Source organism: Ruegeria sp. O5, assembly GCF_056535105.1.
Window position 1 is genome coordinate 49,491 of sequence record NZ_JBQERN010000013.1, and the last position, 14,075, is coordinate 63,565.

Here is a 14,075-nt window from a genome sequence, read left to right on the forward strand (position 1 = left end):
GGCAATTCCCAATAGTTTGAGTTTAGCTGACTTCATTCGATCTCGAATTTTGTCGACATTGTCGATGGGCCCGTCTTCATGAAAGAACAAGCGCGAACGAAAACGCGCGAGATAGCCAAAATGCGAAACGAAGCTCAAGCCGTGGTCATCGGCGGAGGAGTGATCGGGTGCTCGATCCTGTATCATTTGACCAAACTGGGATGGTCGGATGTTGTTCTGTTGGAGCGGGACGAGCTGACCTCGGGGTCAACCTGGCACGCAGCCGCAAACATTCACGGATTGCACGACAGTACCAATATCAGCCGCATCCAGCATTACACGATGAGCCTGTATAAAGCGCTGGAAGCTGAAACCGGTCAAAGCTGCGGAGTATTCCAGCCCGGCTCGCTATACCTGGCACAGACGGAAGAGCGCGAACATCAGCTGAAGCTACAGGCCGCAAAGGCCAGGCTGTATGGCATGAATTTCTATGAGATCAGCATTGAGGAAGCCCAGAAGCTGAACCCGCTGGTCAATTACGACGGCATCCGTTGCGTGATGTTCGAACCTGATGGCGGCAATGTGGACCCGTCGGGCGTGACCAACGCCTATGCGGTCGGCGCACGTCAACGCGGGGCGCAGATTCACCGTTTCACTCCGGTCACCGCAACCGAGCAGCAGGAGGATGGCAGCTGGATCGTCAGAACGCCAAAAGGTGACATCAGGACACGCTGGGTGGTAAACGCAGCGGGCCTGTGGGGGCGCGAGGTTGCTGCACTGGCTGGGATCGAGTTGCCACTGCAACCTACAGAGCACCAGTATTTCGTAACCGAATCCATGGCGGATGTGAAAAGCCACGGCACCCGCCTGCCATCTGTGTCAGACCGGGATGGCGAGTATTATCTGCGTCAGGAAGGCAACGGCCTGCTGGTCGGCGCTTATGAGAAAGACATGAGGTTCTGGGCCGAAGAAGGCACACCCCTGGATTTTGCCCACGACCTGTTCCCTGATGATCTGGAACGGATCGAAGAGAACATGATGAACGCCATCGAACGCCTGCCCGCGGTTGGTGAAGCCGGGATCAAGCGTGTCATCAACGGCCCAATGATCTGGTCTCCGGATTCGAACGTTCTGATGGGGCCGGTGCCCGAGGTCGACGGCTATTTCTGCTGCAATGGTATCATCCCCGGCTTCTCGCAATCGGGTGGCATGGGCCAGATGGCAGCGCAATGGATCATCGAGGGTGAAACGGAATACGACATGTTCGCCTGGGATCTGGCGCGTTTTGACAGCTGGGCCACCAAGGCATTCACCAAAGCGCGCGTGGCAGATCAGTACAGTCATCGGTTCGCGATCCATTTCCCCAATGAAGAACGCAGCGCCGGTCGTCCGGCACGGGTTCGCCCGATCTATGAGGAGCAGAAAGCCATGGGCGCGGTTTTTGGCCTGAACGCCGGTTGGGAACATCCGCTGTGGTTTGCCGCAACGCCCGGCACCAAAGACACCAATGGCTTTACCCGTCAGAACTGGTGGGGACCGGTGGGCGAGGAATGCAGGATGTTGCGCGACCGTGCCGGGATCATCGATATCTCGAATTTCGCCAAATATGTCTGCAAGGGTCCGGGTGCGGCAGACTGGCTGAACGCCGTCTTTGCCAACACCATGCCCAAAACCGTTGGTCGGTCCTGTCTGACCCCACTGATTTCAAAGCGCGGCGGTATTGCAGGCGACTTTACCGTTACCCGCGTGGCTGATGACGAGTTCTGGGTGATCAGCTCAGGCATGGCAGAGCGGTATCACAAACGCTTTTTCAAACAGGTTCCGCTGCCTGAAGGCACCGCTTTCGAAAGCAAAACCGAAGCGATGTGCGGCTTTAACGTGGCCGGCCCCAAGTCCCGCAACATCCTGCAACGTCTGACCAACACATCGCTGGCAACCGAAGATTTCCCGTTCATGCGGTCCGCCAAGATCGAGCTGGCGGGAGTCCAGGTCCTTGCCCTGCGCGTCTCCTTTACTGGCGATCTGGGGTGGGAGCTGCATTGCGACACCCAAGATCAGGCCCGGCTTTACAATGCCTTGCTTGAGGCAGGAAAAGAGTTCGGGGCTGGCCCTGTTGGCAGCCGGGCACTGATGTCTATGCGGGTCGAAAAGGGCTATGGGTCTTGGAGCCGCGAATACAGCCCGGAGTACTGGCCGCAGGAAGTTGGTCTTGATCGTCTCTGCAAATTCAAAAAGGACTTCCTCAACAAGGCGGCTGCGCAGAAAGTATTGCAGAACCCGGCTCGGGAACACCTGGTGATCCTGCACCTGAACGAAGCGGATGTGACAGCATCTAACGCCGACGCGACCGGTGGCGAGCCGATCTTCAAGAACGGTGAAGGGATCGGCCGGGTGACCTCGGGCACCTATGGCTACACCGTCGGAATGTCGTTGGCCTTGGGATATGTGAAAAATGCCCAGCCAGGTGATGAGGTCGAGGTTATGGTTCTGGGGCGCCCACACAGGGCCACAATCCTGCATGAACCGCCCTTTGATGCCGCAGGAAAAGCGCTTAGGGCTTAAAACCGCAATAGCTCAAGGCGTTGCCCTTCGGGATATTCCGTCACCTCTGCCGGGATGATCGCCAATCCATCCGCTTGTGCAAGCAAAGCAACGCGGCCACTGTAGGACGGCTCCATCAGACGCAATCGGGGCCGTCCGTCCGGTGTGTAACCGTCAATCTGAACCGGGCGATATTCCTGTCGGCCTGCGGTACGGTACAAAGGTTCCGACAGAACTGCCTGCACGGCTGCCTGCGGTGTGTGGTGCAGACCGGCGCGGCGCGCCATCATCTGCGATCCGATAATTTGCCAGGTCAAAAAAGCAGAAACCGGGTTACCCGGCAGACCGATGTAAAGCGCACGGCCACGCCGACCGAACATGATGGGCTTGCCCGGTTTCATTGCGACTTTCATCACATCCGTCACGCCACCGATCTCGGTGAACAGACGCGGCATATGATCTTCATCGCCGACAGAAACACCACCGGTTGTAATAATCAGGTCAGAGGTTTCAGTCGCGTCCAGCAAGACCTGTTTCAAAAGCTCGGGGTCATCTTCGACCTGCCCCCGGTCCGTGAGGTCAATCCAGGGTTTCTGCAACAGCGCAAGCAGCATGTAACGGTTCGAGTTATAGATCTGCCCCGGCCCAAGGGGCTCACCCGGTTGGCGCAACTCACTGCCGGTTGAAAAGATCGAAACCTTCAGCTTGCGGAGGACCACGACCTCGCCATACCCGGCGGAAGCAAGGGCTGCCACCTCACGCGGGCCAATCTCGCAGCCGAGCCGCAGGATCGGCGCTCCGGCATGAAGGTCTTCACCGGCACGCCGGATATGTTGCCCGGGCTTTGGACGGCGGCTGAAGCGGATTTGCCCCTCTACAACATCACAATCTTCCTGCATGACGATGGCGTCGTAATCAGAGGGAACGGGCGCTCCGGTAAAAATCCTCAGCGCGCTACCCGCAGGAGCAGCATGAGATCCGCTGTCCCCCGCCGCGATGCGACCCGCCACCGGCATCTGGAACAGGTCGGTATCGCCAAGATCGGCTGTTCGAACCGCATAGCCATCCATTGCCGAATTGTCGAAAGCGGGCATATCGACCTTGCTGAAACAGTCGCAGGCCAATACTCGCCCAATTGCAGCGGCCAAAGGCAGCGTTTCCGTTTCTGTGATCGGATCAGCAGCGGACAGGCCACGGAGCAGGGCCTCATCCACGCTCAGATACACATGCGCGTGTCGATCACAGCCGCATCCATCAGCCATATCCAGCCTCCAACTCTGCGAACATGCCTTCCATCCATTCTAAGGTGGGCTAGGCTCGCTCAACCGACACGACATCCGCGGTACTGTCATTGACATAGGTCACGTGAAACCGCGTCGCGCGCTTCGAAACGACGGGTTGGCTGGCCAAGCGCGACTTCCGCTATAGTGGCTTCTCGGATGGCTCTCAGGCCGGGAACAGCTCTTCCTGATATGCGAACAGCGCCGGTTGCCCACCCGTATGCAACAGCACAACTTTCTGGCCCTGTTGAATTGTGTCGTTTTCAAGTAATTCCAACAAACCTGCAAAGGTTTTGGCCGAGTAGACAGGATCCAGAAAAATACCTTCGGCACGCGCCATCTGTTCAAGCGCCCTCTGTGTGGACGGACCTATCCGCCCGTATCCAGGGGGCAATGCGCCGTCCCATGTGATGATGTCTTTCATGACCAGAGCCGGGTCAAACTTCATCATACCCGCCAACCGTTCCAATACCTTTTGCAACCGCGCATGTTGCAGGTGGCGGTCGCGGCGAACGCAGATGCCATAAACAGGTGCCGTGTTGCCAGCCAGCCGCAGCCCGGCCAAAAACCCGCCGTGGGTCGAACCGCTGCCGGATGGCACCACCGCCACGTCGAAATCGGCGATCTGATCCAGTAGTTCGGCAGCCCCGGCCACATAACCTAACGCCCCCAAGGGCGGATGATCGATGCCTAAGTGAATTACATATGGCTTTCGGCCCTCAGAGATCAGCTGATCTGCCCGCGCGTGAAGGGCATTGTCGGCCCCGGCCTCGTCTTCTCCGGTACCGTAGTGCATGTGCTCGGCACCCAGAAGCCGGGCCAGAAGTACATTTCCCGAGGAATAATAATGGTCTCCCATATCCGGCACACGCTCTTCCAATTGAAGCACGGCCTCCATCCCAAGCTTCGATGCAGCCATGGCAGCCGTGCGCACGAAATTGGATTGCACAGCGCCGGTGATCAGAATGGTATCTGCCCCCTGTTTTTGTGCCTCGCCCATATAGAATTCAAGCTGCCGGGTCTTGTTGCCGCCAAAGCTCAACCCTGTCAGATCATCCCGCTTGATCCACAGATCCAGACCAAGCTGGTCGGACAGACGATCGAGCCGTTCGACCGGCGTAGCAGCTGTCATCAGTCTCGCGCGGGGAAAACCGACCAGTAGCTGTTCAATCGTCATGTCTGTGTTCCATCAACTCACCCACTCAGGATCGCGCCCGATAGGGCATGTCCAGCAAGAATAGGAAGGATAGTGATTGCCGGAAAGATCGCAGACCGGGAATGGCCAGTTTACTGCACAGAGCAACGGCCACGCGGCTCTATTTCTCGCTCGGGTCGCTTTCCGCGTAATTCCGTAATACATCCATATCTGCAATTTCCGCGTGGTTTCGGTTGATCTTAACCCCGACTGGTTTCAACCTCGAAAAAGCGCGGCTCAGGCTTTCGGGTTTCATCCCCAGACGCCCGGCGATCAGCATCTTGTCATACGGCAGTTCAACTTCGCACTGGCCGGCATCGCAATCACACAGGTTCAGCAGGAATTCCGCGACACGCTGCGCACCGGTCTGGGCTTTGAGCTGTTCGAGCTGCGCCACCAGGGAATGCAGATGCGTGAATGTGGCCGCCAGGATCGATACGCAGATTTCCGGGTCTTGCTTCATCAGCGACAGCAGCACCGGACTTGGGATGTGCATGATCTCGCAGGGAGATACCGCCTCGGCCGAAACGGGATAGCGCACATTGCGCAGCGCAACGGCTTCGCCAAAGCTTTCACCACGCGTGAAAACGCTCACCACGGCTTCGGCACCGGTCGGGGAAATGCGAAACAGCTTGACCCAACCAGCCAGTACAACATGTACGGCCTTGGCCTCTTCCTCTTGCAGAAAGATCGTCTCGCCCCGGTCGTATTGCCGCCAGACGGCCTGACGCAGCAGAGTATCGACATGTTGCTCTGGCAGGCTTCGCAAGAGCAGTGACTGCCGCGCAATTATCTTTTGTGCCTCGTGTGACAAGAAGGCAGCCCCTTATTCGTCCGCTCCGGGAACACCCCCGGATGATCAACCCCGAGATATGCTATGCCAAAGCCAGCGCGGGGGTGCCACCCTTTTCTCAGTCTCCAACTTGACTATTGTCATGTAAGGGCGGGCGCCACTGGCATAGGTTCAACGAAATTTCAGTTATCCGGGGAGCACGCCAGATGGACTTCGAGCAATTTTTCAGCCAGAGCCTCGACACTTTGAAAGACGAAGGCAACTACCGGATTTTCATCGACCTGCAACGCCGTCGTGGCGCGTTTCCGAACGCGCGTCAAACCGACGGGCCGGTTCAGCGGGATGTGCGGATCTGGTGCTCAAATGACTATCTGGGCATGGGTCAGCACCCTTCGGTGATCTCTGCCATGCACGACGCACTGGATCGCTGCGGAGCAGGCGCTGGCGGTACGCGCAATATCTCGGGCACCACGCATGATCACGTTCTGCTTGAGGCTGAGTTAGCTGATCTGCATGAGAAAGAAGCCGCGTTGCTGTTCACCTCGGGATATGTGTCGAACTGGGCTGCTTTGGGGACATTGGCCGCGCGAATTCCCGGGCTGATCGTGTTTTCTGACGCGCTCAACCACGCCTCGATGATCGAAGGTATCCGGCATTCGCGTGCCCAGAAGGTGATTTGGAAACATAACGATCTGGCGGATTTGGACGCCAAATTGGCCGCAGCGGATCCCGACGCACCCAAAATGATCGCATTTGAATCGGTTTACTCCATGGATGGCGATATCGCTCCCATCAAGGAAATCTGCGATCTGGCTGACAAATACGGCGCGATGACCTATCTGGACGAGGTTCATGCCGTCGGCCTTTACGGCCCGCGCGGTGGCGGGATTGCTGAACGCGATGGATTGATGGATCGCCTGACGGTCATCGAAGGTACATTGGGCAAAGCGTTCGGCGTGGTTGGTGGGTATATCGCGGCCTCAGCCGCGCTGTGTGATTTTGTCCGCAGCTTTGCCAGTGGCTTCATCTTCACGACTGCCCTACCCCCATCGATTGCAGCCGGCGCTGCCGCATCGATCCGGCATTTGAAGCATTCAAGTGCAGAGCGTGACTTGCAAAAGACTCGCGTGGCGCAGGTACGCGCCCGATTGGATGCCGAGGGCATTCCGCATTTGCCCAACCCCAGCCATATCATCCCGGTAATGGTTGGCGACCCTGTGAAGTGTAAATTCATTTCGGACACCCTGCTTGAGGAGTTTGGCATCTACATTCAGCCGATCAACTATCCCACAGTTCCAAAAGGAACCGAGCGCCTGCGGATCACGCCGTCACCCGTTCATACGGATGAGGACATCGATCATCTGGTGGGCGCCCTGTCGGCGCTGTGGCAGCGCTGTCAGATCGCGCGGATGCCAATGGCCGCACAATAACCTAAGCGTCCCTTTGCTTGGTAACCTGCCGTCCCTTTTAGGGGCGGCTTTTTTCAGATCAGGTAAAGTGCGAAGATCATAGCAGAGAACCCCGTCAGAACCAAGGTGAAGCCTCGCAGCCAGCCCGGGCTTTCAGCCAGGTCCAGATATCGGGCCAGAATCACACGGGTTTTGATCAGGGCAAGGAGCAGGATACCGCCTGCAATGAGTGCGTCAGGCGTTTTCATCAGGGTCAAAAGCGTTGAAGCCAGACTGAGCGCCAAAAGCGCCAGCCACGCGCCGGTGAGTGAGTTCGGACGCCTCCGGCGGGAGTATTTAGCAAAAGATGAAGTTGCCGGCATATTGTTTATCCCAGAAGATAAATCACGGGAAACAGCAGGATCCAGACCAGATCGACCATGTGCCAGAACTGTGCGCCCGCCTCGATGTTACGAGGATCATCGCGCCACGCGACCAGCAACAGAATACCCACCCCGGCCAGAACATGCGCCGCGTGAAATCCTGTCAGCAGGTAGTAGAACATGAAGAACGGGTGGGTTTCATAGGTAATGCCCTGCCCCGCCTTTCCAGCATATTCCACGCTTTTGATAACCAGGAATGCGATCCCAAGTACGGCCGCGCCTGTCAGGGCAAGCCTGGCCTTGAACCGGAATGCTGCGCGGCGCCAGTTCAGGGCCTGCGCGGCCAGGTAGCCAGATGTGACCAGTATTGCAGTGTTAAAGGCTGCACCTGTTCGATAAAGATGCGATTGCGCCTCGGCAAAGCCTGCAGGGTCGGTCAGGCGAACGCCCATGAACGCGATCAGCCCGGCACCAAAAACCAGCAGCTCACTGATAATCAGAACCCACATCAGCAATTCGCCCGGAAGCTCGTCGATGAAGGAGGTTTCGCTCATGCACCGACCAATTGGCGATATATTTGCGGCAACGCCATGGTCAGGCGGTGCGGGTCTGGGATAACAGCGAAACCGCCCTGTCCGAACATGCGGGGGAACCAGCTTTTGCCGGTTTTGTCGATGGTGACACCAAAAACCGATTGCCCGGCGCGGCGTGCCTCACGCACGGCCATGCAGGTGTCTTCAATACCGTGACGCCCTTCGTAATGGTCAAGGTCATTGGGTTTGCCATCGGTGATCACCAGCAACAGGCGGCGTTTGCGGGTCTGACTTGCCAGATCCTTTGAACAGTGGCGGATCGCGGCCCCAAGCCGCGTGTAGTGACCGGGTCGCAGTGACGCGATACGTTGTTCAACTTTGGCGCCCATCGGCTCATCAAACCGTTTGCATCGCTGGATATAGACGCGCTGACGTTTCAGCGAACTGAAGGCATGAATGGCGAAATCGTCACCGCAGGCGTTCAGGCCCCAGGCCAAAGCAGCCAGGGCTTCACGTTCAATGTCGATCACGGCGCGACCGGTTACGGCACTTTCAGTGGACCGGCTGACATCCAGCAGGATCGAGACTGCCAGATCGCGCGCCTCGGGGCGGGATTGTTGCCAAATGCGGTCGTTGCTTTCGCCACTGGCCATGCGGTCAGTTTCGGCGCGCACGGCGGCTTCGATATCCAACTGGTCACCGTCCAGATGGCCGCGTGTCATCACGCGTCCAGGGCGCAGCGCCTCGAACTGGCGTTTGACCGCGCGGATACGGCGGGCGGTGGCAGGGTCCTTGCCAAACGCGGCAGCATCGTCGCGGATATCCGCATCCGACAGCAGGACGTTGACGTGATCTGCTAGATATCGGCCCGAACGCACGTCCCATTCGGGATAAAGGATGCGACCGGACAGACGCTCCCGGTTCACATCCTCGGGTGCCAGATCAAGGTGCAGTTTCAGCCGCGTTGGCGGGGCTTTTGATATCTGACCCAGGCCAATCTCTTCCTGGTCATCGGCCGCTTTCTTGGCATTGTCGGGATCATCATCGTCGATGCGGCGGTTGATGTTCAGGAACTCGGCCCAGCTGAGGATGGCTTCGAACTTATGCAGAATGAAACTGTCGCTGCGCTCGGCCTGATCCGATTTGCGACGACGGGCGCGGTGGGTTTTCTCACCGGATTCCTCGGGTGGACCTTCAGTTTCGGGGTTTTCCACCTCGTTATGTTCGGAAAAGCCAACTGCGCGCAGTTCGGGCCACAGGGGAACCGGGCGCATAGGCTGATAGCCGCGAGGGGCGATCAGGTCCTCGTCCAGTGTCAGAAGCTGCTCGGCTTTCGCCGACAGCGGTTGAGGGTCACCCAACTTATGGCGGATCAGCTCTTCAACTGCGTCCTCAATCGGTGGCAGGTTGGGGATATCGCGCCGATGCAGCACGCCCTTGCAAAGTTCGGTGTAAAGCGGGCGCAGGCCGGGGGCGTCGTCCAGCGTCGTATCAACCATTCTCTGCGCGGCGATCAGCGCGCGCAGGTCGGCGCGCAGCGGATCGTCTTCATCAATTCGCGTTCCGGCATGGGCAGCCGCAGCGGCCAGCCAGACATACAACGCGCCGTTGGCTTCGCGGGCCGGAAAAACCGCCAGACGGTCCGGTAGGCGCAGAACTTCACCGTCGAACGAGGCGCGGGGCATCAGTTCTGCCTCGGTTGCCAGACGACGACGCCAACCCAGACGGTGGTGTGAAACCTCGGGCGAGACCGGGCGCAATTCTACGCCCGGACCACCGCCCAGCCCTCGAAAGAGGACGGCCAGCCGCCCCGCGACCTCAGAAAGGTCGACCGCGGCTCCATCGTGCACCTGTGGTGCATCGAGGCGGCTGGCAAGGGAGTGCCACAGTTTCCCGATCGTTTCTTCGGGTTCCCATGGCTCAAAATCGATCTTGACCATTGGCTGGCCTCACCCAAAGACAGCCGTAACAAGATCGAGGAGCCCGCGTTTGATATCCTCGTCATCTGTCAGAGGTTCGATCATGGCGGCAAGGATGGCGCGGTCGGTGGACATGCCCTGTGCGATAAGTGTTGCGGCATAAACAACCAGTCGGGTGGAAACGCCTTCCTCAAGATCCTGACCCTTAAGCCCGCGCAGCTTACCCGCCAGCCGAACCAGCGGCTTGCAACGTTCCAGCGGCAGACCGCTTTCCTGTGCGACCACTTCGGCTTCCATCTGCGCGGATGGGAAATCAAACTCCAAAGAGATGAACCGCTGCCGGGTCGAGGGTTTCAGGGTTTTCAGGATATTCTGGTATCCGGGGTTGTACGACGCCACCAGCATGAAGCCAGGTGCGGCTTCAAGCTCTTCGCCAGTGCGGTCGATTGGCAGGATGCGCCGGTCATCGGTCAGCGGGTGCAGAACGACAGTCACATCCTTACGGGCCTCGACCACCTCGTCGAGGTAGCAGATCGCGCCTTCGCGCACTGCGCGGGTCAGGGGGCCATCGACCCAGACGGTTTCCCCGCCTTTCAGCAGATAACGGCCAATCAGGTCAGCAGCCGCCAGATCATCATGGCAGGCTACGGTATAAAGCGGGCGGCCAAGTTTTGCGGCCATGTGGGCCACAAAGCGGGTCTTGCCGCAGCCCGTCGGACCTTTCAGCAGAACTGGCAAGTCGTTGTTATAAGCCGCGGTGAACACATCGCATTCATCGCCTTGGGGCAGGTAGAAGGGGGCGTTTGCCGCCCCCTCATTCAGTTTTATGGAGCCATCCATATCCATCATCACTCCGCAGGGGTTTCGGCGGCGCCGGGTTCAATAACTTCTTTCCGGGGAACCCAGATCGAGTAGATGAACAGCAGCGCACCAAGGACTACGACGACACCGGAACCCAGACGCATCCAGTAGAAGATTGCGATCTGGTCCTGCACGTCCATGAAGTAGTCTCCGACCACGCGCTGCATGTGTGTCTGTACGGTTCCGCCGAAGGTCAGCACGAAGGTCATAAAGACCATACCGCTGGTCATCAGCCAGAACGAGCCCATGTTCAGCACCTGATTGTAAGGATCACGGTTCTTCAGGATCGGCATCGCATAGCTGAAGATCGCCAGGTTGAGGCAAACATAAGCACCGTAGAAGGCCAGGTGACCGTGTGCCGCCGTGATCTGTGTGCCGTGGGTATAGTAGTTTACCCCGTGCAGCGTATGCAGGAAGCCCCAGACACCAGCACCGAAGAAGGCAAGCGTTGCGCAGCCCAGCGACCACAGCAAAGCGGCCTTGTTGGGATGGTCACGACGGCCTTTCCAGACCATGACGAAGGCAAAGGCCATCATCGCGAAGAACGGGATCACCTCGAGGCTTGAGAAGATCGACCCAATCCACTGCCAGTAACCGGGGGTGCCGATCCAATAGTAGTGGTGACCTGTTCCAAGAATTCCCGAGAACAGCGCAGCGGCCACGATGACATAAAGCCATTTTTCGACCACCTCACGGTCCACACCGGTCAGCTTCAGCATCAGGTAGGCCAGGATCGAGGCCATGATCAGTTCCCACACACCTTCGACCCACAGGTGGACAACATACCACCAGTATTGCTTGTCCAGCGACAGGTTGCCCGGGTTGTAGAAGGCAAACAGGAACAGCAGCGCCAAACCCCACAGACCCAACAACAGGATGTTGGTGATGGCAGTCTTCTTGCCCTTCAGAACGGTCATGGACACATTGTAAAGGAAGATCAGCGCGGCAACGACGATACCGGCCTTGACCCATTTGGGTTGCTCAAGGAACTCGCGCCCCTCTTTGCCCAGCAGCCAGTTGCCTTCGAACAGGTTGAAGACATAGGTCAAAACCACGCCCAACGTACCGACCACAAGAATGATCAGCTGCAAATAGGCCAGCTTGGGCGAATGGATTTCACGCTCGGCCTCTTCCGGGATCAGAAAATAGGCCGCCCCGAAAAAGCCCAGTATCAGCCAGACGATCAGCGAGTTGGTGTGCAGCATCCGCACGATATTGAACGGCAGAAGCTCGCTCAGGAAGTTAGGCGACACATAGATCAGACCGGCCAGCAGGCCGCCGATCACCTGGATCGCGAACAACGCCATGGCTACCGCAAAGTAGGCATAGGCGATTTTTTGGGATTCATATTTCATTGCTCCATTCCCCTTCTCAGCCAGCCTCGTTGGGCGGCCAGTCCTGAGCTTCGATATTGTCCGTCCAGATCAGGAAGTTGGTCAGATCCCGGATCTCTTCGTCGCTGAGGTTGAATTGCGGCATCTGCCGACGACCGGGAATGCCGGTGGGTTGTGCCTCCATCCAGCCCTTGAGGGATTCAAAGGCCGATTCCGGGTCGTCCAACACGCCCCAACGTGTCATCACATTGCCGACCTCAGGGGCAAAGTACGCCCCTTCGCCAAGGATCGTGTGGCAGTTGATACAGGCGTGTTTTTCCCAAACATGTTTGCCCCGAACCACACTTTCGTCGAGCTTCGCGGCATTTTCGGAATTGACGATATACAGATGTGAATGGGCTGATAGAGCCAGAAAGATGAGGATGAAGAACAGTGACCCGCCATAGAATATGTTGCGAGCCATGCTCTTTGTCATGACTTCTCGCATCGCGCTCTCCTTTGCGCAGATTAGCTAGTGCAGGCAACATGACGTGCGGGTCACAGGGCTGCCTTAACGAAAGTCAAGACTTCTAAAGTATCCTCAGGAACGAGATCAGAGATCCGCAAACACCGAGAATAACGAAATGACCTTAGGGTCGCCTTGAAATCTGAGGCAATTGTGAACACTTTCGCGTCGACTTCTTGATATACCGGACGTAATCAACCACCTGAGAAAAGGTGAAAATTCCGCTTCAAAGATTGATGGGCAAAAATGGCGAACTATTCCTATATCGGTTATACACCCGGTGTCATCACGGTGAATACGATTGGGCCGGACACGGTTACGTTGGATGTCAATTTTGATCCCGACACGGATCGTCGTTTGTTCAGCGTGACTGACGCAGCCGGTGGTTTTATTCAAAACGGCGGCGGACCACCTATCCCCGATACAGGGGATGTTTTCAACGGTGACCGCTTTGACAACGAAGACGGTGATGACCTGACGCAGACCGGTACTATCACCACCCTCGATGGTTCGACCACCTTTCTAAGCGGCCCAATATACCTGGAAGAATCCTACGTTCTGTCCAAACCAGGCGGGGGCACAATTACTGTATATCGCGTCGAAGTTGACGGCGTATTGGGCGGCTATATTACCTCTGAACCTCTTGTGCCCGGTACGACCTACTCGATGAACATCGTGAACGTCACGCCGACCAATGCGCCCGACACAACTGACCCGGCTGCCATCATTGACGTGCCGTGCTTTACTGCCGGAACACTTATCATGACGCCAGAAGGTCCGATGCCCATCGAGGATCTGAAGGTGGGTGACATGGTCGTGACTGCCGACAATGGACCGCAACATATACGTTGGATCGGAAAGCGAAATCTATCGCATGAGGAGCTGGTGAAAAAACCCAAGCTGCTTCCAATCCTCATCAAAGCCGGGGCCTTGGGGTGTGACTTGCCAAAACGCGACCTGCTTGTTTCGCCACAGCACCGGATGCTGGTTCGATCCCGGATCGCCGTCAGAATGTTTGACGCAGAGGAAATCCTAGTCCCCGCGCGCATTCTTACTGCCAGCCCCGGTATCAGCGTTGCAGAAGACACTGTGTCAGTCACGTATTACCATCTTTTGTTCGACCGCCATGAAATCATCTTCGCAGAAGGTGCCCCGTCGGAAAGCCTTTTTGTCGGCGCACAGGCTCTGTCCAGCGTTCCCCCAGAAGCAAGGGCAGAAATCTTCGACCTGTTTCCGGAACTAGAGACCCCTTGGCACGTTCCTCAGTCTGTGCGGCACATACCTGAAAACGGAAGACGCGCTCGTGCGCTCGTGTCCCGCCACGTAAAGAACGAACGCCCCTTAATATTCTGAACTGCAATCCG

At 57.4% G+C, this 14,075-nt stretch carries 12 protein-coding genes; 3 read left to right on the forward strand and 9 right to left on the reverse strand.

Features of this window, described 5'->3' with window-relative positions:
• Positions 1 to 120 precede the first annotated feature (120 nt).
• Positions 121 to 2,541, forward strand: coding sequence for a GcvT family protein (locus ACR0M3_RS15285; protein ID WP_480911530.1), 2,421 nt, complete (start codon positions 121 to 123; stop codon positions 2,539 to 2,541).
• Here the strand turns inward: ACR0M3_RS15285 and ACR0M3_RS15290 are convergent.
• From ACR0M3_RS15290 to ACR0M3_RS15300, 3 genes are all read right to left on the reverse strand, one after another.
• Positions 2,538 to 3,782 carry a molybdopterin molybdotransferase MoeA gene (locus ACR0M3_RS15290; RefSeq protein WP_480507925.1) on the reverse strand — a complete coding sequence of 415 codons (1,245 nt, stop codon included), beginning with the start codon at positions 3,780 to 3,782 and terminating at the stop codon, positions 2,538 to 2,540. The two genes, ACR0M3_RS15285 and ACR0M3_RS15290, sit on opposite strands and share 4 nt — an antisense overlap.
• A 184-nt stretch (positions 3,783 to 3,966) precedes the next feature.
• Entirely contained in the window at positions 3,967 to 4,977 is a 1,011-nt protein-coding gene (locus tag ACR0M3_RS15295; RefSeq protein ID WP_480507923.1) for a D-cysteine desulfhydrase family protein, read from the reverse strand.
• A 139-nt stretch (positions 4,978 to 5,116) separates the two neighbouring features.
• Positions 5,117 to 5,809 carry a Crp/Fnr family transcriptional regulator gene (locus ACR0M3_RS15300; RefSeq protein ID WP_267365173.1) on the reverse strand — a complete coding sequence of 231 codons (693 nt, stop codon included), beginning with the start codon at positions 5,807 to 5,809 and terminating at the stop codon, positions 5,117 to 5,119.
• A 185-nt stretch (positions 5,810 to 5,994) separates the two neighbouring features.
• Between ACR0M3_RS15300 and hemA the strand changes: the two genes are divergently transcribed.
• Positions 5,995 to 7,218 (forward strand): 5-aminolevulinate synthase, encoded by a 1,224-nt coding sequence (gene hemA, locus ACR0M3_RS15305; RefSeq protein ID WP_480484320.1) that lies wholly within the window; start codon positions 5,995 to 5,997, stop codon positions 7,216 to 7,218.
• A 53-nt stretch (positions 7,219 to 7,271) separates the two neighbouring features.
• Here hemA and ACR0M3_RS15310 read toward each other — a convergent pair whose 3' ends face one another.
• Genes ACR0M3_RS15310 through ACR0M3_RS15335 form a run of 6 tightly spaced genes read right to left on the reverse strand, consistent with a single transcriptional unit; the run spans position 7,272 to position 12,693 of the window.
• On the reverse strand, positions 7,272 to 7,559 hold the full coding sequence (locus ACR0M3_RS15310) for a cytochrome C oxidase subunit IV family protein (RefSeq protein ID WP_480484319.1): 288 nt from the start codon (positions 7,557 to 7,559) through the stop codon (positions 7,272 to 7,274).
• A gap of 5 nt (positions 7,560 to 7,564) precedes the next feature.
• Entirely contained in the window at positions 7,565 to 8,113 is a 549-nt protein-coding gene (locus tag ACR0M3_RS15315) for a cytochrome c oxidase subunit 3 (protein WP_209597161.1), read from the reverse strand.
• Positions 8,110 to 10,032, reverse strand: coding sequence for a nitric oxide reductase activation protein NorD (locus ACR0M3_RS15320; RefSeq protein WP_480911532.1), 1,923 nt, complete (start codon positions 10,030 to 10,032; stop codon positions 8,110 to 8,112). Before ACR0M3_RS15320 ends, ACR0M3_RS15315 begins: the two co-directional genes overlap by 4 nt.
• 9 nt (positions 10,033 to 10,041) lie before the next feature.
• Positions 10,042 to 10,851: a CbbQ/NirQ/NorQ/GpvN family protein gene (locus ACR0M3_RS15325; protein WP_267365163.1), complete on the reverse strand. Its 810-nt coding sequence runs from the start codon at positions 10,849 to 10,851 to the stop codon at positions 10,042 to 10,044.
• 8 nt (positions 10,852 to 10,859) lie between these two features.
• Complete coding sequence (locus ACR0M3_RS15330; RefSeq protein ID WP_480911534.1) at positions 10,860 to 12,227, reverse strand: cbb3-type cytochrome c oxidase subunit I; 1,368 nt, start codon at positions 12,225 to 12,227, stop codon at positions 10,860 to 10,862.
• A 16-nt stretch (positions 12,228 to 12,243) separates the two neighbouring features.
• Entirely contained in the window at positions 12,244 to 12,693 is a 450-nt protein-coding gene (locus tag ACR0M3_RS15335; protein ID WP_480911536.1) for a c-type cytochrome, read from the reverse strand.
• 264 nt (positions 12,694 to 12,957) lie between these two features.
• On the opposite strand from ACR0M3_RS15335, the gene ACR0M3_RS15340 reads away from it, so the two are divergent.
• Positions 12,958 to 14,064 carry a Hint domain-containing protein gene (locus ACR0M3_RS15340; RefSeq protein WP_480488719.1) on the forward strand — a complete coding sequence of 369 codons (1,107 nt, stop codon included), beginning with the start codon at positions 12,958 to 12,960 and terminating at the stop codon, positions 14,062 to 14,064.
• The last annotated feature ends 11 nt before the right edge of the window (positions 14,065 to 14,075 follow it).

Coding starts and splice junctions, on each gene's coding strand:
- ACR0M3_RS15285 (WP_480911530.1), top strand. CDS start 121: ATGCGAAACGAAGCTCAAGCCGTGGTCATCGGCGGAGGAGTGATCGGG.
- ACR0M3_RS15290 (WP_480507925.1), bottom strand. CDS start 3,782: ATGGCTGATGGATGCGGCTGTGATCGACACGCGCATGTGTATCTGAGC.
- ACR0M3_RS15295 (WP_480507923.1), bottom strand. CDS start 4,977: ATGACGATTGAACAGCTACTGGTCGGTTTTCCCCGCGCGAGACTGATG.
- hemA (WP_480484320.1), top strand. CDS start 5,995: ATGGACTTCGAGCAATTTTTCAGCCAGAGCCTCGACACTTTGAAAGAC.
- ACR0M3_RS15310 (WP_480484319.1), bottom strand. CDS start 7,559: ATGCCGGCAACTTCATCTTTTGCTAAATACTCCCGCCGGAGGCGTCCG.
- ACR0M3_RS15315 (WP_209597161.1), bottom strand. CDS start 8,113: ATGAGCGAAACCTCCTTCATCGACGAGCTTCCGGGCGAATTGCTGATG.
- ACR0M3_RS15320 (WP_480911532.1), bottom strand. CDS start 10,032: ATGGTCAAGATCGATTTTGAGCCATGGGAACCCGAAGAAACGATCGGG.
- ACR0M3_RS15325 (WP_267365163.1), bottom strand. CDS start 10,851: ATGGATGGCTCCATAAAACTGAATGAGGGGGCGGCAAACGCCCCCTTC.
- ACR0M3_RS15330 (WP_480911534.1), bottom strand. CDS start 12,227: ATGAAATATGAATCCCAAAAAATCGCCTATGCCTACTTTGCGGTAGCC.
- ACR0M3_RS15335 (WP_480911536.1), bottom strand. CDS start 12,693: ATGCGAGAAGTCATGACAAAGAGCATGGCTCGCAACATATTCTATGGC.
- ACR0M3_RS15340 (WP_480488719.1), top strand. CDS start 12,958: ATGGCGAACTATTCCTATATCGGTTATACACCCGGTGTCATCACGGTG.